The 23,457-nt window shown below is 34.7% G+C and carries 25 protein-coding genes and 2 tRNA genes; 8 read left to right on the top strand and 19 right to left on the bottom strand.

What is annotated here, in order from left to right; translation table 11 throughout:
• Positions 1-21 precede the first annotated feature (21 nt).
• Together BUB25_RS07690 and yihA are read left to right on the top strand one after the other, a co-directional pair.
• Positions 22-786: an alpha/beta fold hydrolase gene (locus tag BUB25_RS07690; protein WP_072942820.1), complete on the top strand. Its 765-nt coding sequence runs from the start codon at positions 22-24 to the stop codon at positions 784-786.
• Between the two features lie 36 nt (positions 787-822).
• The gene (gene yihA, locus BUB25_RS07685; protein WP_072942575.1) at positions 823-1,443 is read left to right on the top strand and encodes a ribosome biogenesis GTP-binding protein YihA/YsxC; all 621 of its coding nucleotides are present in this window, start codon (positions 823-825) and stop codon (positions 1,441-1,443) included.
• Between the two features lie 68 nt (positions 1,444-1,511).
• Here the strand turns inward: yihA and gldC are convergent, their stop codons facing one another.
• Positions 1,512-1,850 carry a gliding motility protein GldC gene (gldC, locus tag BUB25_RS07680; RefSeq protein WP_072942573.1) on the bottom strand — a complete coding sequence of 113 codons (339 nt, stop codon included), beginning with the start codon at positions 1,848-1,850 and terminating at the stop codon, positions 1,512-1,514.
• Positions 1,850-2,806 (bottom strand): gliding motility lipoprotein GldB, encoded by a 957-nt coding sequence (gene gldB, locus BUB25_RS07675; protein ID WP_072942571.1) that lies wholly within the window; start codon positions 2,804-2,806, stop codon positions 1,850-1,852. Before gldB ends, gldC begins: the two co-directional genes overlap by 1 nt.
• A gap of 101 nt (positions 2,807-2,907) precedes the next feature.
• Here gldB and nadE point away from each other — a divergent pair, with 101 nt between their 5' ends.
• Positions 2,908-3,708: an NAD(+) synthase gene (gene nadE, locus BUB25_RS07670; protein WP_072942568.1), complete on the top strand. Its 801-nt coding sequence runs from the start codon at positions 2,908-2,910 to the stop codon at positions 3,706-3,708.
• Positions 3,709-3,798: 90 nt separating this feature from the next.
• On the top strand, positions 3,799-4,428 hold the full coding sequence (locus BUB25_RS07665; RefSeq protein WP_072942566.1) for a response regulator transcription factor: 630 nt from the start codon (positions 3,799-3,801) through the stop codon (positions 4,426-4,428).
• 139 nt (positions 4,429-4,567) lie between these two features.
• Here the strand turns inward: BUB25_RS07665 and dnaG are convergent, their stop codons facing one another.
• The 5 genes from dnaG to BUB25_RS07640 form a co-directional block, all read right to left on the bottom strand.
• Positions 4,568-6,544, bottom strand: coding sequence for a DNA primase (gene dnaG / locus BUB25_RS07660; protein ID WP_072942563.1), 1,977 nt, complete (start codon positions 6,542-6,544; stop codon positions 4,568-4,570).
• 133 nt (positions 6,545-6,677) lie between these two features.
• Entirely contained in the window at positions 6,678-8,270 is a 1,593-nt protein-coding gene (locus BUB25_RS16695) for a hypothetical protein (RefSeq protein ID WP_211297012.1), read from the bottom strand.
• A gap of 42 nt (positions 8,271-8,312) precedes the next feature.
• On the bottom strand, positions 8,313-9,032 hold the full coding sequence (locus BUB25_RS07650) for a hypothetical protein (RefSeq protein WP_072942560.1): 720 nt from the start codon (positions 9,030-9,032) through the stop codon (positions 8,313-8,315).
• Entirely contained in the window at positions 9,019-9,579 is a 561-nt protein-coding gene (locus tag BUB25_RS07645; protein WP_072942557.1) for an RNA polymerase sigma factor, read from the bottom strand. Before BUB25_RS07645 ends, BUB25_RS07650 begins: the two co-directional genes overlap by 14 nt.
• A 167-nt stretch (positions 9,580-9,746) precedes the next feature.
• Positions 9,747-10,724, bottom strand: coding sequence for a polyprenyl synthetase family protein (locus tag BUB25_RS07640; RefSeq protein ID WP_072942555.1), 978 nt, complete (start codon positions 10,722-10,724; stop codon positions 9,747-9,749).
• Between the two features lie 148 nt (positions 10,725-10,872).
• Between BUB25_RS07640 and BUB25_RS07635 the strand changes: the two genes are divergently transcribed.
• Positions 10,873-11,955, top strand: coding sequence for an alkaline phosphatase family protein (locus tag BUB25_RS07635; RefSeq protein ID WP_072942553.1), 1,083 nt, complete (start codon positions 10,873-10,875; stop codon positions 11,953-11,955).
• A gap of 89 nt (positions 11,956-12,044) precedes the next feature.
• Here the strand turns inward: BUB25_RS07635 and rlmN are convergent, their stop codons facing one another.
• Positions 12,045-13,088 carry a dual-specificity RNA methyltransferase RlmN gene (gene rlmN / locus BUB25_RS07630; protein ID WP_072942551.1) on the bottom strand — a complete coding sequence of 348 codons (1,044 nt, stop codon included), beginning with the start codon at positions 13,086-13,088 and terminating at the stop codon, positions 12,045-12,047.
• Between the two features lie 82 nt (positions 13,089-13,170).
• Between rlmN and BUB25_RS07625 the strand changes: the two genes are divergently transcribed.
• A complete protein-coding gene (locus tag BUB25_RS07625) occupies positions 13,171-13,812 on the top strand; it encodes an O-methyltransferase (protein ID WP_072942549.1) in 642 nt (213 codons plus the stop codon).
• Positions 13,813-13,936: 124 nt separating this feature from the next.
• On the opposite strand, the gene BUB25_RS07620 is transcribed toward BUB25_RS07625, so the two are convergent.
• From BUB25_RS07620 to BUB25_RS07585, 8 genes are all read right to left on the bottom strand, one after another.
• Positions 13,937-14,500, bottom strand: coding sequence for a phosphatase PAP2 family protein (locus BUB25_RS07620; protein ID WP_072942547.1), 564 nt, complete (start codon positions 14,498-14,500; stop codon positions 13,937-13,939).
• Positions 14,500-14,826: a Sec-independent protein translocase subunit TatA/TatB gene (locus BUB25_RS07615; RefSeq protein ID WP_072942545.1), complete on the bottom strand. Its 327-nt coding sequence runs from the start codon at positions 14,824-14,826 to the stop codon at positions 14,500-14,502. The genes BUB25_RS07620 and BUB25_RS07615 overlap by 1 nt, the downstream gene beginning before the upstream one ends.
• A 104-nt stretch (positions 14,827-14,930) precedes the next feature.
• Positions 14,931-17,174 carry a M1 family metallopeptidase gene (locus tag BUB25_RS07610; protein WP_072942543.1) on the bottom strand — a complete coding sequence of 748 codons (2,244 nt, stop codon included), beginning with the start codon at positions 17,172-17,174 and terminating at the stop codon, positions 14,931-14,933.
• A 65-nt stretch (positions 17,175-17,239) separates the two neighbouring features.
• Positions 17,240-17,743 (bottom strand): DUF6702 family protein, encoded by a 504-nt coding sequence (locus BUB25_RS07605; protein ID WP_072942542.1) that lies wholly within the window; start codon positions 17,741-17,743, stop codon positions 17,240-17,242.
• The gene (locus tag BUB25_RS07600) at positions 17,740-18,486 is read right to left on the bottom strand and encodes a BamP family beta-barrel-assembly machinery protein (RefSeq protein ID WP_072942540.1); all 747 of its coding nucleotides are present in this window, start codon (positions 18,484-18,486) and stop codon (positions 17,740-17,742) included. Before BUB25_RS07600 ends, BUB25_RS07605 begins: the two co-directional genes overlap by 4 nt.
• Positions 18,487-18,540: 54 nt before the next feature.
• Positions 18,541-19,296 (bottom strand): BamP family beta-barrel-assembly machinery protein, encoded by a 756-nt coding sequence (locus tag BUB25_RS07595; RefSeq protein WP_072942538.1) that lies wholly within the window; start codon positions 19,294-19,296, stop codon positions 18,541-18,543.
• Positions 19,286-20,005, bottom strand: coding sequence for a peptidase associated/transthyretin-like domain-containing protein (locus tag BUB25_RS07590; RefSeq protein WP_072942536.1), 720 nt, complete (start codon positions 20,003-20,005; stop codon positions 19,286-19,288). Before BUB25_RS07590 ends, BUB25_RS07595 begins: the two co-directional genes overlap by 11 nt.
• Positions 19,998-20,762 (bottom strand): hypothetical protein, encoded by a 765-nt coding sequence (locus tag BUB25_RS07585; RefSeq protein ID WP_072942534.1) that lies wholly within the window; start codon positions 20,760-20,762, stop codon positions 19,998-20,000. Before BUB25_RS07585 ends, BUB25_RS07590 begins: the two co-directional genes overlap by 8 nt.
• 161 nt (positions 20,763-20,923) lie before the next feature.
• Here BUB25_RS07585 and pepE point away from each other — a divergent pair, with 161 nt between their 5' ends.
• The gene (gene pepE, locus BUB25_RS07580) at positions 20,924-21,631 is read left to right on the top strand and encodes a dipeptidase PepE (RefSeq protein WP_072942532.1); all 708 of its coding nucleotides are present in this window, start codon (positions 20,924-20,926) and stop codon (positions 21,629-21,631) included.
• 34 nt (positions 21,632-21,665) lie between these two features.
• Here pepE and BUB25_RS07575 read toward each other — a convergent pair.
• Together BUB25_RS07575 and BUB25_RS07570 are read right to left on the bottom strand one after the other, a co-directional pair.
• A tRNA-Gly gene (locus BUB25_RS07575) sits at positions 21,666-21,738 on the bottom strand.
• 127 nt (positions 21,739-21,865) lie between these two features.
• Positions 21,866-21,938 (bottom strand) — tRNA-Gly (locus BUB25_RS07570).
• 360 nt (positions 21,939-22,298) lie between these two features.
• Here BUB25_RS07570 and BUB25_RS16735 point away from each other — a divergent pair.
• Complete coding sequence (locus tag BUB25_RS16735) at positions 22,299-22,517, top strand: GNAT family N-acetyltransferase (RefSeq protein ID WP_106357461.1); 219 nt, start codon at positions 22,299-22,301, stop codon at positions 22,515-22,517.
• Between the two features lie 134 nt (positions 22,518-22,651).
• Here BUB25_RS16735 and BUB25_RS07560 read toward each other — a convergent pair whose 3' ends face one another.
• Positions 22,652-23,365, bottom strand: coding sequence for a murein L,D-transpeptidase catalytic domain family protein (locus BUB25_RS07560; protein ID WP_072942529.1), 714 nt, complete (start codon positions 23,363-23,365; stop codon positions 22,652-22,654).
• Positions 23,366-23,457: the final 92 nt, after the last annotated feature.

The following is a 23,457-nucleotide window of genomic DNA, read 5'->3' as shown; positions in this document are numbered from 1 at the left end:
GAAAATCCGCATCCAAAAAACATGGAAAAAAACTATAAAAAAGAAGGTAAATACAGCTATTATGAAGCAGGCGAAGGAACTCCAATTGTAATTCTACACGGCCTAATGGGAGGCTTAAGTAATTTTGACGCAGTTGCCAGCCACTTCTCTACAAAAGGATACAAAATAATCATTCCGGATTTACCTATATATACTCAAAACATTTTAAAAACTAATGTCAAAAGTTTTGCCATCTACGTTAAAAATTTTATCACTTTCAAAGGACTCGACAGAGTCATCCTTTTAGGAAATTCACTTGGAGGCCATATTGCCTTATACCACACCAAAATGTATCCTGAAAAAGTTGCAGGTCTAGTAATAACAGGCAGTTCTGGATTGTATGAAAGCGCCATGGGAGACAGCTACCCAAAAAGAGGCGACTATGAATACATCAAGAAAAAAGCCGAAGACGTATTTTATGATCCAAAGATTGCTACACCTGAACTTATTGACGAAGTTTATGCTACAGTTAATGATCGAATTAAACTGATCAAAACCTTAACCATTGCCAAAAGTGCCATTCGTCACAACATGGCAAAAGACTTACCCAAAATGCATGTTAAAACTTGTATTATCTGGGGAAAAAACGACAAAGTTACCCCTCCGGAAGTTGCAGAAGAGTTCAATAAATTGCTGCCTAATTCTAACTTATACTGGATAGACAAATGTGGACACGCAGCCATGATGGAACAACCACAGGAATTCAATCGCATACTCGAAGAGTGGCTGACAGAAAGCCATTTATAAAGCATCCTCTCTAGAAGAGATTTACACAAACAGAATATGAAAATCAATACCGCCGAATTTGTAATTAGCAACTCTGATGTTAGCAAATGTCCTAAGGACTTTTTGCCCGAATATGCTTTTATAGGCAGGTCTAATGTTGGAAAATCATCATTAATCAATATGTTGACCAACCAAAAAAAATTAGCCAAAACATCAGGAAGACCAGGAAAAACACAGCTGATTAATCATTTTTTAATCAACAACAATTGGTTTTTGGTAGATTTACCAGGATACGGCTATGCCAAAGTATCTAAAAAAACCAAATCGGTTTTCCAACAATTCATAACGGACTATTTTGAAACCAGAGAACAATTAGTTTGCGCTTTTGTTTTGATAGACATTCGACACGAAGCCCAAGCCATTGATATAGAATTCATGTCTTATATGGGAGAAAGCGAAATTCCTTTTTGCATCATTTTTACCAAAGCTGACAAGATCAGTAAAACAAAAATTGATTCCCATATTGCAGCCTACAAGAAGAACATGTTTGCCAATAACTGGGCCGAGATGCCGCACTATTTCGTGACCTCTGCCACAGAATCCATAGGAAAAGACGAAGTTTTAAATTATATAGACGAAGTAAACCAAGAGGTTTTCAAAAACAACAGTCAGTTTTAGAAAACTTAATCAACATAAAAAATCCCAAAACTTAATTAATCAGTTTTGGGATTTTTTTTTGAGGCCTATTATTGCTTTTTCAATTCTAATTTTTCGGCAAAATAATCGCAAAAATCTTTCATAGTATCTGACATTTTCTCATCGCCAGTGGCTCTATGAAAAGTATCTGACATAGCAACCAAGGTTTGATGAAAGAAAATCTTCATCTCATCTACCGGCATATCTTTGGTCCATAAATCGATACGCATACTTTCTTTTGCCTTACTATCCCAAACAGATAGCATAATTGCTTTGGACTCCTCTAATTCGACACCTCCGTCTTTTGCGGACCACAATAATTTTTCAGGAACACGGTTCTCATCTAATTCTACTAGAAACTTAATTTCTGATCTGTTTTTATCTGACATTACTTTTTAGGTTTGTATTTTGATTTTTCAAATATTTCTTTAGCATTCGCATCTAATAATTGCTGCAAAGATACTTCATTGTTTTTCATATAAGAACGAACAATTTGCCATCCTATCCATGCTCCCACTCGACCCGGACTTTCGTTATCAATCTCTAAATAGAATTTAGAAAAGGGCGCTGGACTCACAAATCTGGAAATCAATTTCTGCTCATCACTATAAAGCAGCTCGTTTTCAATAAAATAACGCCACATATAACTCTCGTTTTCCTCGCACCATAATAATTGCTGATCCGTATAACCCATTTTATCGGCATCACTATAATCAGGCAATAACAAATCCTTTACATATAATTCCTTCCCAGCATAAATCATGTTTGACAACAGGTTTTTATCCAAATTTGGCTTCATTTTTTGCTTTACAAAACTAGAAAGCACATCAGGTATCATCTGTCTTTGCTCAAAATTTTGTTTGATATAATTTGGAAACTGATAAAACTTATGCTCTTTCCCTAAATACAACTCAAGAGAAATAATCAAAAGACTGTCTGCATAAATCACCTTATTATTGTAATCCATTTCTGAGATCACCGTAATAACTTTTGGCGTTTTCGTTTTAGGGAAGTAGTATTTTATACGTTTAAACAAGATTTCTAATTCCTTTTGTTCAGGTTCAAAATTCGAATATTTTTTCTGAACCTCAGTATACAATTCACGCCAAAGAGGATCTTGCATTTTACTCAGCCAAACAGCATCATTGTTTCCAGCCGGAAAGAAAAGCGGAAAATCTTGCTTCACCTTATCCAAATCCTCGGGCTTTGTTTCAAAAAAAGCTTTATCAAAACGCTCTACCTTTAAAGTAACCGGAATTTCCTCAATAGCTTTATCTATTTTGTCTTTTTTACCGCAGGAAAAAAAAAACAAACATAAGAGAATAGGTATTTGATATAATTTCATTTTTTTTTAATTAAATTTGCACACATAAAAATCAGAAAACGAGTAAATCCCTGAATGCTTTTGCAAATATACATTCCTACTCGTTAAAACTTAAACTATTTATGATTAAAAAAGTCGCTTTTCAGGCTGATAAAGTGAACACGCATATTGTGAACTGGTTAAAAACCTATGCCGAAAATGCAAATGTCAATGGTTTTGTCGTAGGAATTTCAGGTGGAGTCGATTCGGCAGTGACTTCTTCCTTATGCGCACAAACTGGTTTAAAAGTTTTATGTGTAGAAATGCCAATCCATCAACACGAAAGCCACGTCAGCCGTGGACGTGAGCATATTGAGCAATTAAAGCAAAGATTTCCCAATGTTAGTAACACAATAACCGATCTAACTTTAGTATTTGAAACTTTCAAAAAAGAAGTTCCTACTGATTTTGATGAAAAAAAATTACACCTAACCCTTGCAAACACTCGTGCCCGCTTGCGCATGACTACCTTATATTATCACGCAGGTGTTCATGGATTATTAGTTGCTGGAACAGGAAACAAAATAGAAGATTTTGGCGTTGGTTTTTTTACAAAATATGGTGATGGCGGAGTCGACCTCAGCCCCATAGCAGATCTAATGAAATCAGAGGTATTTACTCTAGGCACTTATCTAAAAGTTCCGGAATCCATACTCAAAGCTGCCCCCTCAGATGGCTTGTTTGGCGATGAAAAAACAGATGAAGAGCAACTAGGCGCTAACTATGATGAACTGGAATGGGCAATGCTTGCTGCCGAAGCGGGGAAATCAACAAATGATTTCTCAGGAAGAGAAAAAGAAGTTTTTGATATTTACAAATGCTTAAACAGAACCAACCAACATAAAATGAAAGAAATACCAATTTGTTTAATTAATCGAACATAATTGCATTTTATCAGGAAAATTAGTAATAATGTGTTTTTTTCATTAAATTTATAAATGATTTTAACAAACAACTCTTAAAAATTTAAAGTTATGATTAAAGTTTGTTTTGCAGATAACTACCCTGTCGTGCATTTTGGCGTAAAATCTTATTTTAAAGACCATGCCGACATATCAATTGTTGCCAATGTTGGCAGTTTTTTGATGATCCGCGATATACTCCTTACTAAAGATATTGATGTTTTAGTACTAGACTTAGAACTGGAAGGACTTTCCAGCATTTTTGAAGTGAAATCCATTTTGAAAAACTTTCCTAAAACAAAGATTATTATCTTCAGTGGTCTTTCGGAACAAATTTACGCACCAAATGCCATTAAAGCAGGTGTCGCTGGATTTGTTCATAAAAAAGAAAAACTGGAAACTTTGGGCGCGTCTATCATCAAAGTTCATCAGGGAAAGATTATCATGAACGAAACCGTCAAGAAAAACCTAGCCTTAATTGCCAAACAAAGCAAAAGCGAAAGACTGTATAGAAAGCTTTCCAATCGTGAAGTAGAAGTTTTACGCTATTTAAGCGGCGGAAAGAAGAATCATGAAATTGCCGAAATTCTAAATCTAAACGAAAAAACAATTAGTACTTATAAGTTGCGTCTATTGACAAAACTTAATGTTACTAATCTAGTTGATTTAGTTAACAAAGCGAAGACTTTGGAAATTGTCTAAAAAGAATATCGTTGTTCTTTTTTAGTTTGCCCTAAGTCAAAAAGCATCACACAGAAAAGTGTCGAAACGAAAACGCTGCATTAGCCGAATAAAATTCAGCTAATGCAGCGTTTTTTTTATCAAATATAGCAGCATACAATTAATGATAACGAACCACTACTCTACCTAATTTTTTAGAAAATTTACCCCTAAGTTCAATATAACTCATCACCATAGACAAGGATTCCATATTATCAGCGTCTGGCTCATTTGAAATTGAATTTTTTAGATTCTCAATAATCTCACTAATCAAAAACCATCTTAAAGTAAACAAGGTATCCGATACTCCTTGATTCAAGGTTTCTTCAATAGTTTTTGGAAATATATTTTGCCTTATCCAATCATGCAATACATATTTTTCATCTTCCATCATTATTGTAGTAATCTCTTGTGGCACACCAGACTGTAAATGATTAATGTATTTTTCAACTCCTGAATTTTCATTTTGAAGATAATAATTAATTAAGTCTTCATAAATAGCTTTAAAAACAGGACTTGCAAACTCAACTTCATCTTCCTGCAAACTCAAAAATATTTTTTGAAATACTTTTTGCTCTTTGAATTCTGTAACTTCAATAATCTCACCCTCTTCATTAGACTTCATCAATGTTTCTTCAAAATTTTCAATCTTATTGCCATAAAGCAGCAGAATTCTGATAATTTCTCGTTCAACATTAGCTAACACATCTACTTTTTCAGTCGATTCTGGGGTTTCGTTTTTTATTACATCGAACGTTTTTTGTTCCGGTTTTTGTTTCTTCGCGACCTCAGCAACCTCTTTTTGCGTTAATTGTGCCAAAGTACTCACTAAAACTTGCTCGGAAATATCCATAATTCGAGAACATTCCTGAATATATATTTCGCGCTGAATTCTATCTGGTATCTTGGAAATACTCGTCACCATATCCCGAATTAAATCGGCTTTTTTTATAGGATCATTCTTGGCTTCATTCATTAAAAGCGATGCTTTGAACTGAATGAAATCTTTGGCGTTGTTTTCTAAATAAGCCACCAGATCATCATAAGAAGTCTTTTTTGCAAAACTGTCTGGATCTTCCCCTTGAGGAAAAGTACAAACTTTGACATTCATACCTTCTTCGAGTATCAAATCAATTCCTCGGATAGATGCCCGAAGTCCGGCTGCGTCTCCGTCAAAAAGAACCGTGATATTTTTTGTAAGCCTATTGACCAAACGAATCTGATCCGGCGTCAATGCCGTTCCCGAAGAAGCAACAACATTTTCAATCCCGGCTTGATTGAACTGGATAACATCCGTATATCCTTCAACTAAATAACAATTATTCAATTTAGCAATAGATTGTTTGGCTTGAAAAATTCCATACAAAACCTTACTCTTATGATAAATTTCACTCTCAGGCGAATTCAGGTATTTTGCCGCTTTTTTATCATTGGTCAGTATTCTCCCTCCAAAACCAAGCACACGTCCTGACATACTTTGTATCGGGAACATAACACGTCCCTTGAAACGGTCAAAAGGCCTGTCTTCTCTTCCAATTGTCAATCCGGTACTTTCGAGGAATTCCATTTTATAGCCTTTACCAAGCGCTTCCTTAGTAAAAGCATCCCAAGTTTCGGGAGAATAGCCCAGTCCGAATTTCTTAATGGTCTCTCCTGTAAATCCTCTTTCCTTAAAATAAGAATAACCAATGGCTTTTCCTTCTTCGGAATTTAAAAGTGTGTTATGAAAATACGTTTTTGCAAATTCAGATACGAGATACATACTTTCCCTAACATCAGTATTTGCTTTCTCCTGGTCGGTCTGTTCCGTTTCTTCAATCTCAATATTGTATTTTTTGGCCAAATATCGAATCGCCTCGGGATAGGTAAAATGCTCGTGTTCCATCAGGAAAGCGATAGAATTGCCGCCTTTTCCGGAACTGAAATCTTTCCAAATCCCCTTAGCAGGCGAAACCATAAATGAAGGCGAACGCTCGTCAGAAAACGGACTCAATCCTTTAAAATTACTTCCCGCGCGCTTTAACTGTACAAAATCACCAATAACTTCCTCTACACGGGCAGTTTCGAAAACAGTATCTATTGTGGCTTTTGAAATCAAAATATATGAAATAATTTATTTATTGAAAGAAAGCAAAAATACACAAATCATAGCTCATAATTGAATTACTTAAAATAAAAAAGCGCCTCTTTCGAAGCGCCTTTAAAGCATAAAACTAATTCAAAATAAAACATTAGTTGAAATCAAAACGCAATCCCAATGAAACATTATTTTGCTTTACCGCATTATTTTTAAACAGCGGATTCAAATCGTATTTCAGATACAAACTAGTTGCTCCATAGCCCAGATAACCGCTTAATCCGTAGATAAAATTATCTGCATTAAAATTGCCTTTGGTAATTTCTTTTGTTTTGTACCCATTAATATCATAGTCTATATATTGCTTCGATTTCAAATTTGCCCCAACAAATCCACCCAGACCCAAACGAAAACTTTCGTGAGTTTTAAAATAGGTTTTGCCGTCTTTGACTTTCGGTTTGGTAAAATCCAATTCTAAATGCAATGGAAACACCAAATTCACATTTTTAAAACGAGAATCCTCTTGAGGAATGGGATTCACTTCTAAATTAGTTTGATTATCGTTCACCACAAAACTGCTATTAGCTGTTGGACGAAGATTATTATATACTACAGAAAACCCATATTTGGCATGCAATAAGTTGTTGTTCTTCAAGATTCGGCTATTGTATGTCAAACCCCATTCGTAAAAATGAGAACCCCAATATTTAAAATCCGATTTGTCCGCACTCCCATTTGTCACCACATTATTTAGCCCGGCCGCAAAAACTAATTGAGTTGTTGTTCGCCTCGATTGTCGATTTTGCTTATCCTCTTGTCCATTGTAAAATTTCAATCCAGTAACATTTAATTCTCTACTATACTTACCAATAGAATCATTATTAATACCTAAAATCACCTTGGTTCTACCTCTCACAATTACTTCTTCTTCAAACTTTCCATCAACTTTATCCTGAATTAATTGACTTAATTTTCCTTCTTCAATCGCGACTTTTACATCAATATTAGCCGCGCGTTCTTGAGCTTTTTTTAATTTAAGTTCTTCCGCTTTTTCTTTAGAAATTATTCCTTTTGCCACTTCTTTATCTAATACTTCTATTTCAGCTTTTAAAGCATTTTTTTGATCGTCTTTAATCGTTTTAATTTGGTCAGCAATTGCTTTTGCTCTTTTTTCAAATGAAACTACTTTATTTTTCCTTCCTTTAAGCGAACCTGTTTCAGGAACAGCATCATCAACTACTTCAAGCTTTACGTCTTTAAACCAAATTTGACCAATTCCATCTAATAAAACTCCATAAGAAATTGATGTTGCCTCCGCCGGCACAAATAAAACAACTTCATATTTTACCCAATCCGTTGTTCCTTTTATGCCCCTATTTTGCATATTATCAAAAGCGAGAGCAGCAGCGGTATAATAATCTACACGCATCCATAGTCCGGCCCAAGATTTCACTTTCTCACTTTTTACATAAGCTGTCATTTTAACGGTTTTCCCTCTATACAAATCAGAATTGATGGTTTTCATAATAGTTCCAAAACCATTGATTTTACTTTCAATCGATTTAATTTTCAAAACAGTTTGGTCACTAAATTCAGTATTTTTATCAGGTCCCATTTCATAACTGGTAGGCATAGAACCCCTATAATACCATTCTGAAGTTTTGTTAATTGAATCTGATTCCTGAGCATTTAATTTGGTTACCATAGCAACCAATATGATTAGTGTAAATAAAATAATTTTTTGCATGATTTTTCGTTTTTTGATTGATGATTGATGACTGTTTTTTATTTATTCTTCGTAATTTCTATTAACTAAAACTGTTTTTACAGCATTAAAATTCTTGCTTAATCTGTCCAATGCAGATTCTCTAAAAGATTGATTTAATTCTGTTTCAGCATTTGATAATAAACTGTTTGGATCTATAGAAATACCTTTTCTCGTTTTTTCAATTGTTATATCAGTAACTTTTGGTTCAAACTGAGTATTACTAACTTCTGCTAATAATTTTTCTCCCGAAACGTATTTATTTTTACTTATTGATTGGTAATTCTTGTTTTCAGAAGAACTAGCAATTGTATTACTATTCTTCAATTGATTGCTAGTTAACTCTTCATTCATCACATTATGAAATTTCCGTAGATTCTTTTTTAAGTTATTATTAGCGGCAACAACTTTAGATTTCTTTATTATATTGTTTTGAATTAAACTTGCCGCGCCCCCTGCATTAGCTGCTTCTGAATCAATAAAATTGTTCACACTTCCTTTTTCTTCAACAACTGCGGGAGTATTCTTATCTACTATTAAATTTTCAAAACCATTAAAATACGCCGTTCCTATCAGCAAAAATCCCAAAACACTGGCCGCAATATAAATCCAAGGAATTTTTCTTTTTTTCTTTTCAGCAATGCTTAACATCGCATCTAATCGATCCCAAGCGATATCCGAAGGTTGTATTTCCCTTTCGTTAAGTTGCTCTCTAAATTGATTCTCCATTTTATTCGGTTCCATACTCGTATTTTTTTAACTTGTTAATCTGTCCCTGCAACATCTTCCTGGCATGAGACAATTGTGATTTTGAAGTTCCTTCATTAATCTCTAACATCGTTGCAATTTCCTTATGCTTAAAACCCTCAATAGCGTATAAATTAAAAATCATTTTATAACCATCGGGCAGACTATCTATCAAGAACTGAATATCATCAACTGAAAACTGACTTTCGGTATTATTAAAACTTTCTTCAAAATATACTTCGTCTTCAATAAACATTATTTTTTTTTGAACACGTAAAAAAGAAATACATTCGTTTACCATTATCCTTCTGATCCAGCCTTCAAAACTACCCTGATGCTGAAAATTTTTAAGATTGGTAAAAACTTTCATAAAAGCGGTAATCATGATATCCTCTGCCTGATGAATATCTTTAATATACTGCCTGCAAACACTTAACATTTTTGGAGAAAACTGGGCATAAATTTTCTGTTGTGCCTGCCGATTATTTTCGACAGCTAACTGAATCATTTCGTTTTCCTCTTGATGTAAATGAATAATTTTCATTAATAAGCGTTCAGATTTTGATTTACTAACAGACTTCTATTAGCATAGACGAGAAATAATGCAAAAAGGTTGCATCTAAATTGGTGTTTTTTTTGGATTTTAAAATTAGAAAACAAAAAAAGTCAACAAAATCAACACTTTAGAAAGAGCATTTTTTTGAAAAAAAATTATTTTTTTCTTTCAATTACGTAGTTTACCATCAAAATCAAAGCATCTTTGAACTCTGAATTAGGATAATTATCCAAAAGCAACAAGGCTTCTTGCTGGAATTCGATCATTTTCTGTTCGGCATAGTGCAAGCCGTTATTGTTTTTCACAAAAGCAATAACTTCTTTTACCCTCTTTTTGTCTTTATTGTGGTTTTTGATGGAATTAATCAGCCAGCTTTTTTCTTTTGAACTGCAGTTGTTCAAAACATGGATCAAAGGCAGAGTCATTTTTTGCTCTTTAATATCAATTCCTGTGGGTTTCCCAATGGCATCCTCGGTATAATCAAATAAGTCATCTTTTATCTGAAAAGCCATACCGATGAGTTCGCCAAATTTTCGCATATTTTCGACCTGAACCTCATCTTCAATCACCGACTTGGCTCCAAGAGCGCAACAAGCAGCAATAAGTGTCGCTGTTTTTTTCCTGATAATTTCGTAATAAATATCTTCTGTAATATCGAGTCTTCGGGCTTTTTCAATTTGCAGTAATTCGCCTTCGCTCATTTCACGAACAGCAACAGAGATTATTTTAAGCAGATCAAAATCACCATTATCGATCGAAAGCAACAATCCTTTGGACAGTAAATAATCTCCCACCAAAACGGCAATTTTATTTTTCCAAAGCGCATTGAGCGAAAAAAAACCTCGCCTGCGATTACTATCGTCCACTACATCATCATGAACCAAAGTCGCCGTATGGATAAGCTCAATAACACAGGCTCCGCGATAGGTTCGTTCGTTAACAATACTGTTTGAGACCATTTTTGCAGTCAAAAAAACAAACATAGGACGCATCTGCTTTCCTTTCCGGTTCACTATATAATAGGTAATCCTATTCAGCAAAGCCACTTTGGAAGTCATGGATTCATAGAACTTTTTTTCAAAAAGTTCCATTTCATTAAAGATGGGCTGTTTTATTTGAGAAGTAACATTCATTTAGGATTCAAAGATACATTTTTTGACCACGAATAAATAGTCTTAAAACTAATTTTGATAAAATCTAAAAATAACTTTATTTTTAAACAAGTAAAAACAAATCAAGAGTTCAAAATCTAAATAGCAATCAACAGCAAAAACCTCAAAAATGAAAAAAATCACTTTAATTCTATTCCTATGCTCTGTACTATTAACTCACGCCCAAAAAGCAGAAAATATCATCATCATAACCACAGATGGATTGCGATGGCAGGAACTCTTTAAAGGCATGGATCCTTCGATTGCCAATAACAAAAAATTCAACCAAGGCGACAGCACTTACATTTATAATAAATACTGGAGCGAAAACACATCCGAACGCAAAGCAAAACTCTTGCCTTTTATATGGTCTGCCATAGTCTCAAAAGGACAGTTGTACGGAAACAGAGATTACAATAACAAAGTAAACAACGCTAATCCGTATTGGTTCAGTTATCCCGGCTACAGCGAAATCATGACCGGTTATGCCGACACCTTAATAAATTCTAATGAATACAAAGCCAATCCAAATGTTAATGTATTGGAATTCTTAAACAAACAGCCAAAACTAAAAGGAAAAGTAGCCGCTTTTGGTGCATGGAACGCCTTCGATAGAATATTAAACGAAGAAAGAAGTGGCTTTCCGGTAATTTCAGCTTTTGACAAAATTGGAGGAAATAATCCAAGTCCAAAACAACAATTAATAAATGATATGTTGACTGATTCTTTCAAACCATTTCATCAGAGCGAATGCCTGGATGTATTTACTCATTATGCCGCGATGGAAGAATTGAAAACCAAAAAACCGAGAGTACTATATATTGCCTACGGCGAAACAGACGAGTGGGCCCATTCCGGGCATTATCGCTCCTATTTAGATGCCGCCCATCAAGTTGATACTTGGATCAAACAAATTTGGGATTATATCCAAAATGACCCACAATACAAGAACAAAACTACTTTAATACTAACAACAGATCACGGACGCGGAGATGAAATAAAAACACAATGGACCAGTCATGGAAGCCAAATTAAAGGCGCTTCAGAAATTTGGTTTGCTGCTATGGGACCCGAAATTAATACTAAAGGAGAAATAAAAACGGAAGCGCAATTATACCAAAAACAAATTGCCCAAACTATCGCCAAACTGATGGGCTACACTTTTGAAGCTACTCATCCAATAGCCAAAGAAATAACCGAAGTATTGCACTAATTTTAAAATAAGATTCTTAAACATAGAAAAAGGGATTGACTTCAAATGAGCCAATCCCTTTTTAATATATTTATAAAACAGAGCGTTAATTACACTTCTTTATTGGCCAATTGCCCACAGGCGGCATCAATATCTTTCCCCCTGCTTCTTCTCACCTTAACAACTATACCCGAATTTTCCAGCGCTTTGATATAGGCATTGATTGATTCTTCGGATGCTTGCTGAAATTCGCCATCATCAATAGGATTGTACTCAATCAAATTTACCTTGCAGGGAACATATTTACAAAACTTTACCAAGGCATCAATGGATTCTTTATTGTCATTGATATCCTTCCAAACCACATATTCATAGGAAACTTTGCTTTTTGTTTTTCTATACCAATACTCCAATGATTCCCTTAAATCGGCCAAAGGAAAATTTTGACTGAAAGGCATAATTCGTGCACGAATTTCATCAATGGCGGAATGCAAAGATACTGCGAGCTTAAATTTGACGTCGTCATCTGCCAGCTTCTTAATCATTTTTGGTACTCCCGAAGTCGACACCATAATACGTTTTGGCGACATGCCTAAACCTTCTGTAGAAGTTATCATTTCAATCGCTTTCAGCACATTATTGTAATTCATCAATGGCTCGCCCATTCCCATAAAAACAATATTAGACAAAGGATGATTGTAATACAAACGGCTTTCTTTGTCAATAGCAACCACCTGATCATAAATTTCAGCCGGTTCCAGATTACGCATTCTTTTTAATCGTGCCGTCGCGCAAAAATTACAATCCAAACTACAACCTACCTGGCTGGAAACACAGGCTGTTGTTCTGGTATTTGTGGGAATCAAAACCGATTCCACCACCAAGCCATCATGTAAACGCACCGCATTTTTCACAGTTCCATCTTCACTTCGCTGCATCGTATCCACTTTGATATGATTGATAACAAAGTTAGCTTCAAGCATCCCTCTTGTCGCCTTGGCCACATTGGTCATGTCGTCAAAACTATGGGCTCCTTTACTCCACAACCATTCATAGACTTGATTCCCTCGAAAAGCTTTGTCACCTTGGGCTATAAAAAAATCACGTAATTGTTCTTTGGATAAGGCTCGTATGTCTTTTTTCTCAATTTGCATGCTGCAAATTTAAGGACATTTTGTTGATTTGTTGTTTTGATAATTTGGTAACTTTGTCCCAAATTGAAAAAAACACGCAAAAATGCATTTCATCTCCCAAGAATTAGAAGATTATATTGAACAACATTCTCAAAAAGAACCTGAATTGTTAGCCGCTTTAAACAAAGAAACCTATCAAAAAATTTTGTTGCCGCGCATGTTGAGCGGGCATTTTCAAGGGCGTGTTTTGAGCATGTTATCCAAATTGATCCGACCGTTGAATATTCTTGAGATCGGAACCTACACCGGTTATTCGGCTTTGTGTTTGTGCGAAGGAATGCAAGAAGGCGGAACACTTCACACCATTGATATCAAAGAAGAATTAATTGATTTTCAACGAAAACATTTTGACAAATCGCCTTGGGGAAGCCAAATCGTACAACATCTAGGCGAAGCAATCGACATCATTCCAACAATCGACCTGAAATTTGACCTAGTCTTCATTGATGCCGACAAAGAAAATTACATCAATTATTTTGAATTAATTGTGCCCAAAATGAACAAAGGCGGTATTATTCTTTCAGACAACGTACTCTGGAGCGGCAAGGTGTTGGAACCTTTACAAAAAAATGATTTGAGCACTAAAATACTATTAGAATATAACAATCTATTGATAAATGATCCACGGGTAGAAACTGTTTTATTGCCCATTCGAGACGGTTTAACCGTAAGCCGAATACTCTAGATTCTAATTAATCTTTTTTTATCTAAAAAAAGATTAAAAACCGAGATCAAACAAAAAGAGCTTCCATTGTGGAAGCTCTTTTTGTTTGTCTTAAATTTTAATTCTAATGTATTTATCCTTAAAATTATTGAGGAAAATATTTCTTTTGAACCGCTTGATATATTTTAAAGAACATAAATCCTGAAAACGTACCAAAAAGATAACCGCACAGAATATCTAAAGGATAATGCAATCCTAAGTATATCCTACTATAAGCAAAGATTAATGGCCATAAAAACAATAAAAAAGCAAATTTATAATACCTCTTCAATAAGCTGTATAAAAACACAGCAACAGCCATACTATTAGCAGCATGACCTGAGAAGAAACTATACGAACTGCTGGACTTCACCACTCTTATTATTGTATTAATTTCCGGATTACTGCATGGTCGCAATCTTTGAAAACCATTTTTGAACAGGTTGGTCACTTGATCCGTAAATGTCAGCAATAATGCTATAAACAAAATCAAATACAAAGTTTGTTTCGCACCAATTTTCTTAAAGATAAGATACAAAAACAATAAAAATAAAGGAATCCAGTTAATTTGCTTGGTAATTATCAGCCACAAAGAATCATAAGATTCAGAACCCAGACCATTTAAAAATATCAATAATTCAGTATCAAGTGCAATTATTTTTTCCAGCATTACATATTTCGTTTTACTGGTCCGGTAATATCCTCGATATCCTCTTTAATTTTATTCGCTTGAATTACGGAATCTCCCAAAAGACCTTCTTTGGCTTTTTCAATTTCTGAAGTTATATTTCCTGTCATATCCGTCAAAGAAGCTGCATCAAGACCATTAGCCTCAGCTCCTTTTTGAATTTCACTTTTTATATCGTTGGTTGCATTCTTTAATTGCGCCATTGCCTTACCCATTGTACGCGCCATTTCAGGTACTTTATCAGCGCCAAAAAGCATAAGCACAATAAACATAATGAAAACCAACTCTCCTCCTCCTATGCCAAACATATTTTTTATATTTTATTGTTGCAAAGATATTAAATTTTGCTCCCTAGTTATTTAATTTTTTCATAAAAAAGGACTCTATATAGAGTCCTTTTTTATGTGATTATTTAATCAAATTTAGATTTTAATTCTGTTTTTGGCCAAGTGTTATTGGTCACATCAACATCTGCTGTTTCTAATTTTGGATCAATTTGAATTTTCTTAATCGCTTTTTCTGTAGCATATACCTTTCTGGCGGTATCATTATTTTTTCTCCAGATTTGAGCCGGATATTTAAAGTTTTCAACCGTTCCGTCTTCGTATGTAAACTCTACAACAATTGGCATCAACATGCCGCCCGGTTTACTAAACTCTACTTCGTAGAAGTATTTAGGGTTTTTCAGTTTAGACTTTTCTTCTGCAGAAAGCTTAGCATTTACATAATCCGATAGTAGCTTTACTTCTTCAATTTGCAATGGCTTCTTTGAAGAAGATTTCAATTCTTCGTTTTTATCTGAAACTAAATATAAAAACGGTCCTTTATCCAACCCGAAACGTCCTCTTCTTACTTTGGCATCCTTCAATTCCTTAGTTGGAGTTTCAGTAACATAATACTGTTTTACTTCATTTATACCTATATCTACAAAATCCGTCGAGTAAAACCAGCCTCTAAAAAACCAATCTAAATCTACTGCCGATGCATCTTCCATCGTTCTGAAAAAATCTTCCGGAGTAGGGTGCTTAAACTTCCATCTGTTAGCATAAACTTTGAAAGCGTAGTCAAACAATTCTCTTCCCATAATGGTTTCTCTAAGAATGGTAAGTCCCGCTGCAGGCTTTCCATAAGCATTATTGCCAAACTGAACAATACTTTCAGAATTAGACATTATTGGCTCTAAAAACTTCTGATCACCACTCATATAAGGTACTATTTTACTTGGAACTCCGCGATTAGAAGGGAAATTTGTCCCTAATTCCTGTTCGGCCATATATTGCATAAAGGAATTTAAACCCTCATCCATCCAAGTCCATTGACGCTCATCAGAATTAACAATCATAGGAAAAAAGTTGTGTCCCACTTCGTGAATCACTACTCCTATCATCCCGTTTTTGATGCGCTCATTGGTTACTCCGTTTTCATCAGGACGCCCATAATTCCAGCAAATCATTGGGTACTCCATTCCTTGATCTTCAGCAGAAACGGATACTGCTTTTGGATAAGGATAATCAAAAGTATGTGAAGAATAACTTTTCAACGTATGTGCAACCATTCTAGTGGATGTTTCTTCCCAAAGCGGATTAGCCTCTTTTGGGTAAAGCGATTCTGCCATCACCACTTTGTTACTCAACTGAACCGCCATGGCATCATAAATAAACTTTCTTGATGTAGAAATACCGAAATCTCTAACATTTTTAGCACTGAATTTCCATGTTTTTTTCTTGTCCGAAAAACCTTTTTCACTCGCTTCAGCTTCAGCCTGAGTCACAATTATTACCGGTTTATCAAAAGATTTTTGGGCCAGCTCATATCTTTTTAGTTGTGCCGGCGTAAAAACCTCACTTCTATTCATCAATTCTCCTGTTGCATTCATCACATGATCAGCAGGAACTGTAATATTTACATCAAAATTCCCAAAAGGTAAAGCAAATTCCCCACTTCCCCAAAATTGCATATTCTGCCATCCTTCAACATCATTATAGACAGCCATCCTAGGGAAAAATTGTGCAATTACATACAATCTATTTCCGTCTTTTTCGAATAATTCATAACCGGAACGACCTCCTTCTTTTTGGTAATTATTGATATTATACCACCATTTTATAGCAAACGAAAATTTCTCTCCAGGCTTTAATGGGGTTGCTAAATCGATACGCATCATCGTATGGTTAATCGTATATGGTAATGACTTCCCTTTGGAATCTTTCACATATTCAATATTAAATCCTCTATTCAATCCTTCTTTCAAATACTCATCGGTGAATTTCTCTACAGGCAGCACCTGTTCGATTTTTTCGTTTTCTGCCAATGGAGATTGAGAATTTTTAGCGGCTTGATTTTGGTCTAATTGTACCCACAAATACTCTAAGCTGTCTGGGGAATTGTTATAATAAGTTATCGTTTCTGAGCCATCTAGTCTGGCATTCTTATCATCCAATTCTATGTCCATTTTATAATCTGCCTGTTGCTGATAATAAGCCGGTCCTGGAGCGCCCGAAGCCGTACGAAACATATTAGGTGTGGCCAATAAATCATACATCTGTCGGAACTTATTTGTATCGTATTTCCCTGCTTCTTTTGGAGCTGCCGTTGTCGCTTTTTCCTGAGCAAACAATGCCATCGGGAGAAGAAAAAATAATGTGATTTTTTTCATGGGTAGGTTTCGAAATTATTTAAGTGGGTGAAAATAATAATTTCGAACAATTTTTTAAGTATAATTTAATATTTTAACACTTCACGAGTGGAAGAATTAGTAAAAAGAAAACTATTCTTAATCTTATTAACGGTAAAATGGGTTATATTTTGCTGTTCTGAATTCCAATCGACCAATACCGCATTATGCACTTCGATTGATTTAATTTTTGACACCTCTCTAATATTCCAATAACAAACCATTACATCTCCGTCCAGTTCTTTACTCAAAAATTGTATCGGTTTCAATTCCCCGTTTACTTTAAGAGAAAATTTTTCTGACATGTATTTTTTCAACAAGACCAGTTCTTCAGCGGATTCTTTGTCGGTTCCCAAATTCAGTTTCTTATTGTACTTTTTCTCCAGTGCGTTATTCAAATCATCTACAAAGATTCTGGAAGTGATTTGCACCATTTTTTTTTCAGCTACATAATTGACTTGATACACAGCCATATAAAATTTATGATAGCCAAAGGAAGTTAGACTCAAGAATACAATCCCAAAAAAGAAATATACGATGGTGTTTTTCATTTTACAAAAGTAGCAATTCTTTTAAACTCTTGATTTTTCGTGATTAAAAAATCAATCAGATGAAACTTATTCTCAGATTTTACAAAAGATTGCGCTCTGGAATCGTTTTCGCAAAAAATCAAAAAAAGTCCTATTTCCTCTTTTTTTAGTTTTAATGTCTGGGTAAAAAAATCAGCTGTAACTGCTTTGGAAGCAGCTTCACTAAAATCTTCATAGTAATCGCCTCTCTTTTTCTCCGCCTTCTTTTTACTGAAAATATCCCCAATCATTCTGCCCACTTTTATAAAGTCAAAACCGTTTTCAATCCCCATAAGAGGCATTGTGGTGTTTTTGAGTGAAGATTGTGCATCATCAAAATAAGGCCTATCAATCATCAACTGATTACTCAGTAGATAAGGCACTCTTGTTTTTGAAACAACCACTTCTTTTAAATTATTGGTAAAACTTTCGAGCTTTATAATCAGCAAAGGAACTTTGAAATTTTTATCTGTAAGAATGATTTTCTTTGATTTGAAAGCCAAACTCGAAATTAGCAGGGTATCATTTGCCTTAGCAAGAACATCAAAAAAACCTTCGGAACTAATGAATGTCTTTAGTTTTGAACTGCTGTTAAAAACATATCCACCACTAACCTGCAAGGAATCATTTAAAACTTGTGCATGCAATGGTTTTCTTTCTTCTATTTGACTGAAGCAAAACTGACAAAAGAACCCCATAAAAAGAATCGTAATTTTAGCTTTCATCCGCAATAAGTTAGTGGCATTTTCTTCAAAAACAGTATCAAACTCAGTACTTGTTTATTTTTCAAGAGCAGTGACACTTTTGTATTCCTTATTCTTTGATACCAAAAAATCAATCAACTGAAATTCCTCACTTGGTTTCATCAAAGACCTTGATTTAGGATCATTTTCGCAAAAAACAAGAAAAAGCTTAATCTCATCATCATTCAGTTTTAATGTATTAGCAAAAAAAGAATAATTGATTCGCTTCAGGGCAAGCTCAGAAAAGCTGGTTTCCTGATAAAAATCGACTTTTTTAGGATTGTTTTTTCTAAGTATCTTTAAAACATCCTTGTAAATCCGCACAAAGTCCATCCCGTTTTCAATAGTGCCATCCGGTGGCATTGTTCTGTTTTTTGGAGACGATTTTTCGTCATCAAAATACTTAACATCTACATATTTCTGTGTATTCCCACTAATTGGATTCAGTTCTTTTTTGGCCAAAACTAATACCTCTGCCAATTCATTTGTGAAAACATCCAATTTTACCACAAACTGTGGATTGATAAATTCCTTCTCAGAAAGAATAACCCTCTTAGATTTAAATGCCAAACTCGAAAAAACCAGAGTGTCATTTGCTTTAGCCGGAATAGTAAAAAAGCCATACTGATTAACAACCGTCCCCATTTGAGAATTGACATTAAAGACAATCACATTTTCTACGGGCACCAAATCATTCCTCACCTGTCCCTTCAATGTCTTTCTCCCCTCTATTTGAGAAAAACAAAATTGACTGAACAAAGTGAATAGTATTATTGCTGTTTTAGTTTTCATCTTTTATGATTTTATTGTATTTCAAAGCCAAAGTGGTAATTAAAAACTTCGTCAAGGTTTTATTTTTAGCCGCTAAAGCCGCCACAAAACCGTTATCCTCGACACAATAATATTGAAATCCCCTAATATAATCTTGAGGAATATTCAATTCTTCAACATAATATTCATCTTCAAAAAGATACTCCAATCTATGTAGCGCCGTCTCTTTTCCCTCAACAACGATCTCCTTTTTAAGCATCTTTTTCCTGCCCGAAATGGTATTCAGTAAACCATCAATCCCTCCACCTGATGTAGCAGTATACATTTTCCTTTCGGCAGCTGTATATTTCTTTTGACCATAAGGAATAATTCCCAAATTTTCAGCCGTTATATGAGAATTTTCATTGATAATCACTTCCTTCAAGGGAATATTTTTCAGCGCCATTTGAACCTTAACTACATCCGCCACTAAATCTTGTGCATTGATTCTCCTACGTAAAGTTACGAGATTTACGGCAGAAAAGACCAAAAGATCACCTTCTTTTACAAAAAGCGAAAAAGCCCCATTTTTATCTGAAACTGTCGATTTAGATGTCCTTGAATTGACTATATTGACCGCTTCGACAGAACTGGAATCGGCATTGATTTTACCATGAATTTCGATTTCTTTTATTTGTCCAAAAGAAATTTGACACATTAAAACCAGTAAAATCAGTAAGGTATTATTCATTTTCACAGGCAATGATTTCTTTATATTTTAGCGCTAATTCGCCTAACAAAAACTCCGTTGTTACTTTATTATTTGAAACCAGAATTTTGGTAAATTTATCATTTTCAACAGTATAATATTCAAATCCTTTTAGATAAGCCAAAGGTATTTTCAGTCTATTTACTAAATAATCCCTGTCGAACATTTTTTCCAACAACTTCATATATTGTTCCTTTTTCTCTACTTCAAGTTCTTTTTTGAGCATTTTGGTTCTGCCCGAAAGAAAATTAAGCAAGGGATCAGCCGAGACGGAACCTCCAGCCATACCTCCCGCACTTGCTGAAGCATTAAGATCGGTCGCCGTGTATAACTTTCGTTCGGCCTCAGTATATGATTTTTGATTCCCTGGAATAATCCCTAATGCAACAGCATTGATATTGTCGTAACGCTTAATCACAACCTCATTCAACTGATTCATTATAGGTTGCATTCGCACCACAAAAAGACTACCTCCAAAATCTTCGTCTGTCAAAACAACCTGAATCTTTTTATATTGAAAACCAGAAAAAACCAAAGTATCGCCAACTTTGGCCATAATAGAAAACGCTCCTCTATCTTGGGTGATAACCGTATTTTCTGTCTTTAAATTCACAACATAAATCCCATCAAGACCCGTCATTTCAAAGCTTACTTTTCCATGCAATAATTGACTGGCAGTTCCTTGTCCCGAGACACTGACTGTATTGAAAACAAAAAACAGGAATACAAATCTAAACATTAAATCAGTCCCAATTTTAATATGGGTTGCCTGTAAAAGTATCCTAATTCGCTCCAAATTAATTATTAAGGACTTGGTAAAAATATGTTAATTAAAATCAAAAAACCGCAGAGCATAAAAATACGATTTTATACCTTTAGCCCAATTTATTAAGCAAACACATGAAAAACATAATTATTGCCAGCACATCTACCCTACATGGCGGAGACTATCTCGACTATATTTTGCCCGAATTACAGAATCATTTTAAAAACTGCAAGACCATCCTTTTTATTCCTTATGCGAGACCAAGCGGCATTTCGCATGAAGAGTACACTGCAAAAGTAGTTTTGGCTTTCGCCAAAATAAATATAGCTGTAAAAGGCATACATGAATTTGAAAATCCAGCCACTGCAATCCAGAGCGCAGAAGGGATTTTTACCGGAGGAGGAAATACCTTCTTATTAGTAAGCCAGTTGTACAAAAATGAAATTATGGACATTCTTGCCAACGTGGTAAAAAACGGAACTCCTTACTTAGGCACCAGCGCAGGAAGCAACATTTGCGGTCTGACGATGCAAACTACAAATGATATGCCTATTATCTACCCGCCAAGCTTCAAAACCTTAGCATTAATTCCTTTTAACATAAACGCACACTACCTTGATCCTGATAGCCAATCAACACATATGGGCGAAACACGCGAAACAAGAATAAAAGAGTTTCATGTCTTCAACACTATTCCCGTTTTAGGACTCAGAGAAGGAAGCTGGCTGGAAGTAAAAGGCGACAAAATACTTTTAAAAGGCAATTTATCAGCCCGCCTTTTTAGACAAAATCAAGCTCCCGAAGAAATTGAGAGCGGAACCGATATTAGTTACCTAAAATAAAAAAAGCCGAAACAATTAAGTTTCGGCTTTAAAGAGCGAAAGACGAGGCTCGAACTCGCGACAACCAGCTTGGAAGGCTGGAGCTCTACCAACTGAGCTACTTTCGCATTAACAGGGTGCAAATATACAAACTAAATTCAATTTGACGCAAGTTTTTTTTATTTTTTTTTCAAAGATTTAAAATAATCCAAATCATTAAAAACAAAAAACCTCAAACTTTCGTTTGAGGTTTAGAGCGAAAGACGAGGCTCGAACTCGCGACAACCAGCTTGGAAGGCTGGAGCTCTACCAACTGAGCTACTTTCGCATTACTGTGGTGCAAATATAAATAATAAGTTCGCTTTGAAACAAGTTTTTTGCCATAAAAATGCAATAAAAAATCACATCAATTCTTAACCTTTTTAAAATTAAACCTTTATAAAATAATTTATTTTTACCAAAATGTATTCTATTCAAAAAATCAGTGCTCAGGACACTTATTCAGTCCGTCATCCCGTCCTTAGAAAAGGAAAAACTATAACCACTTGCCACTTTGATGGGATGATTTAGCAACAACCACACATTTTGGTTTTTTTTTTCGAGAACCACGAATTAGCTGGAGTCCTTTCATTATATAAAAAAATCGAACATCCTATTCATAGAAAAAGAACAAAGTCAGATTCGTGGCATGGCCATCTTAGAGAATCATCAAAAGAAAGGATTTGGAGAAGCACTAATCTTGCATTGTGAAAAAGATTGCATTTCAAAAAAAGTTCTATTGATTTGGTTCAATGCTCGAACTCAAGCTGTAGGATTCTATGAAAAGCTAGCTTATACCAAAAAAGGCAATCCATTTGAAATTGAAAACATCGGCGAACATCTTGTTATGTTCAAAAAACTGATTTAGAAAAAATCGCATTGTAATTTTCAAGCAAAAAAATCTGTTTCTCCTTCAACACTAAATAAATAGCGAAAAGGTGAAACAGATTTTTTTTTCAATTAATACCCCTTAGATAATCTTAGTAAAACTTGACTATAAAATCAGGAAACTAATTTTGAAGCTTCCTTATAACTTGGAGACGGATAGTAAATAAACAAACACGATTTATCTTTAATTGTTTGTATGATATCGTCAACTAACTGCAAAGGAACCGCCGGACAACCCAAGCTCCTGCCCAATCTTTTATTATTTTTGATAAAGCTGTCCGAAACATAGTCGGCCCCATGAATTACAACGGCTCTATCTCTAGCATTACTATTGATCCCTTTTTCTAAGCCATCCAAACGCAGTGACTTGCCGTGTTTTCCAATGTATATCTCTCCCGTAGCATAAAATCCTAAACTACTTTTGAAAGATTGTGCCGCATTAGAAAAACTAGCCGCAAATTCATCTCCGGTATTTCTTCCGTGAGCGACCAAAGAGTTGTACAAAATGGTATTCGTATTCAAATCAATTACCCAAAGCCTTTTGGCATTAGACGATAAACTAAAATCAATCAGCGTTAATATATTCTTACTAATAACACCTTTTTCTTTTAATCGATTAAAACCTTTCAAAGCTTCGGTGAAACTTTTTAAGTTCGGTAAAGAATATTGATTGGAATTCAGATTGTTATAAACCGCTTCTTCTTCATTTCCGGAACCAACTTTAGTCAATTCAAACGGACTGGCTTTTTTAGTCTCATCAAAGAAAAACTTAGTTGGAGACAACGAAATAAATGCTAACATCACAAAAGGAAAAATCTTATAAATCATTGATTACTATTAAGTTAATTATTAAAACAAGAGCGCCAAAGATATAAAACAATTGCAGTTTTCAAAAACAGAAAAGCAAAAAAAATATATTT

This window comes from Flavobacterium granuli (assembly GCF_900129705.1).
Lineage (GTDB): Bacteria > Bacteroidota > Bacteroidia > Flavobacteriales > Flavobacteriaceae > Flavobacterium > Flavobacterium granuli.
The sequence above is the reverse complement of the archived record's forward strand: the minus strand, read 5'-3'. Positions and strand labels throughout refer to the sequence as shown.

Coding starts and splice junctions, on each gene's coding strand:
- BUB25_RS07620 (WP_072942547.1), bottom strand. CDS start 14,500: ATGCTGGAAAAAATAATTGCACTTGATACTGAATTATTGATATTTTTA.
- BUB25_RS07560 (WP_072942529.1), bottom strand. CDS start 23,365: ATGATTTATAAGATTTTTCCTTTTGTGATGTTAGCATTTATTTCGTTG.
- pepE (WP_072942532.1), top strand. CDS start 20,924: ATGAAAAACATAATTATTGCCAGCACATCTACCCTACATGGCGGAGAC.
- BUB25_RS07665 (WP_072942566.1), top strand. CDS start 3,799: ATGATTAAAGTTTGTTTTGCAGATAACTACCCTGTCGTGCATTTTGGC.
- BUB25_RS07635 (WP_072942553.1), top strand. CDS start 10,873: ATGAAAAAAATCACTTTAATTCTATTCCTATGCTCTGTACTATTAACT.
- BUB25_RS07625 (WP_072942549.1), top strand. CDS start 13,171: ATGCATTTCATCTCCCAAGAATTAGAAGATTATATTGAACAACATTCT.
- BUB25_RS16735 (WP_106357461.1), top strand. CDS start 22,299: ATGGCCATCTTAGAGAATCATCAAAAGAAAGGATTTGGAGAAGCACTA.
- BUB25_RS07645 (WP_072942557.1), bottom strand. CDS start 9,579: ATGAAAATTATTCATTTACATCAAGAGGAAAACGAAATGATTCAGTTA.
- BUB25_RS07690 (WP_072942820.1), top strand. CDS start 22: ATGGAAAAAAACTATAAAAAAGAAGGTAAATACAGCTATTATGAAGCA.
- BUB25_RS16695 (WP_211297012.1), bottom strand. CDS start 8,270: ATGCAAAAAATTATTTTATTTACACTAATCATATTGGTTGCTATGGTA.
- BUB25_RS07605 (WP_072942542.1), bottom strand. CDS start 17,743: ATGAAAAACACCATCGTATATTTCTTTTTTGGGATTGTATTCTTGAGT.
- rlmN (WP_072942551.1), bottom strand. CDS start 13,088: ATGCAAATTGAGAAAAAAGACATACGAGCCTTATCCAAAGAACAATTA.
- BUB25_RS07610 (WP_072942543.1), bottom strand. CDS start 17,174: ATGAAAAAAATCACATTATTTTTTCTTCTCCCGATGGCATTGTTTGCT.
- gldC (WP_072942573.1), bottom strand. CDS start 1,850: ATGTCAGATAAAAACAGATCAGAAATTAAGTTTCTAGTAGAATTAGAT.
- BUB25_RS07615 (WP_072942545.1), bottom strand. CDS start 14,826: ATGTTTGGCATAGGAGGAGGAGAGTTGGTTTTCATTATGTTTATTGTG.
- BUB25_RS07600 (WP_072942540.1), bottom strand. CDS start 18,486: ATGAAAGCTAAAATTACGATTCTTTTTATGGGGTTCTTTTGTCAGTTT.
- BUB25_RS07585 (WP_072942534.1), bottom strand. CDS start 20,762: ATGTTTAGATTTGTATTCCTGTTTTTTGTTTTCAATACAGTCAGTGTC.
- BUB25_RS07595 (WP_072942538.1), bottom strand. CDS start 19,296: ATGAAAACTAAAACAGCAATAATACTATTCACTTTGTTCAGTCAATTT.
- gldB (WP_072942571.1), bottom strand. CDS start 2,806: ATGAAATTATATCAAATACCTATTCTCTTATGTTTGTTTTTTTTTTCC.
- BUB25_RS07640 (WP_072942555.1), bottom strand. CDS start 10,724: ATGAATGTTACTTCTCAAATAAAACAGCCCATCTTTAATGAAATGGAA.
- yihA (WP_072942575.1), top strand. CDS start 823: ATGAAAATCAATACCGCCGAATTTGTAATTAGCAACTCTGATGTTAGC.
- nadE (WP_072942568.1), top strand. CDS start 2,908: ATGATTAAAAAAGTCGCTTTTCAGGCTGATAAAGTGAACACGCATATT.
- BUB25_RS07590 (WP_072942536.1), bottom strand. CDS start 20,005: ATGAATAATACCTTACTGATTTTACTGGTTTTAATGTGTCAAATTTCT.
- BUB25_RS07650 (WP_072942560.1), bottom strand. CDS start 9,032: ATGGAACCGAATAAAATGGAGAATCAATTTAGAGAGCAACTTAACGAA.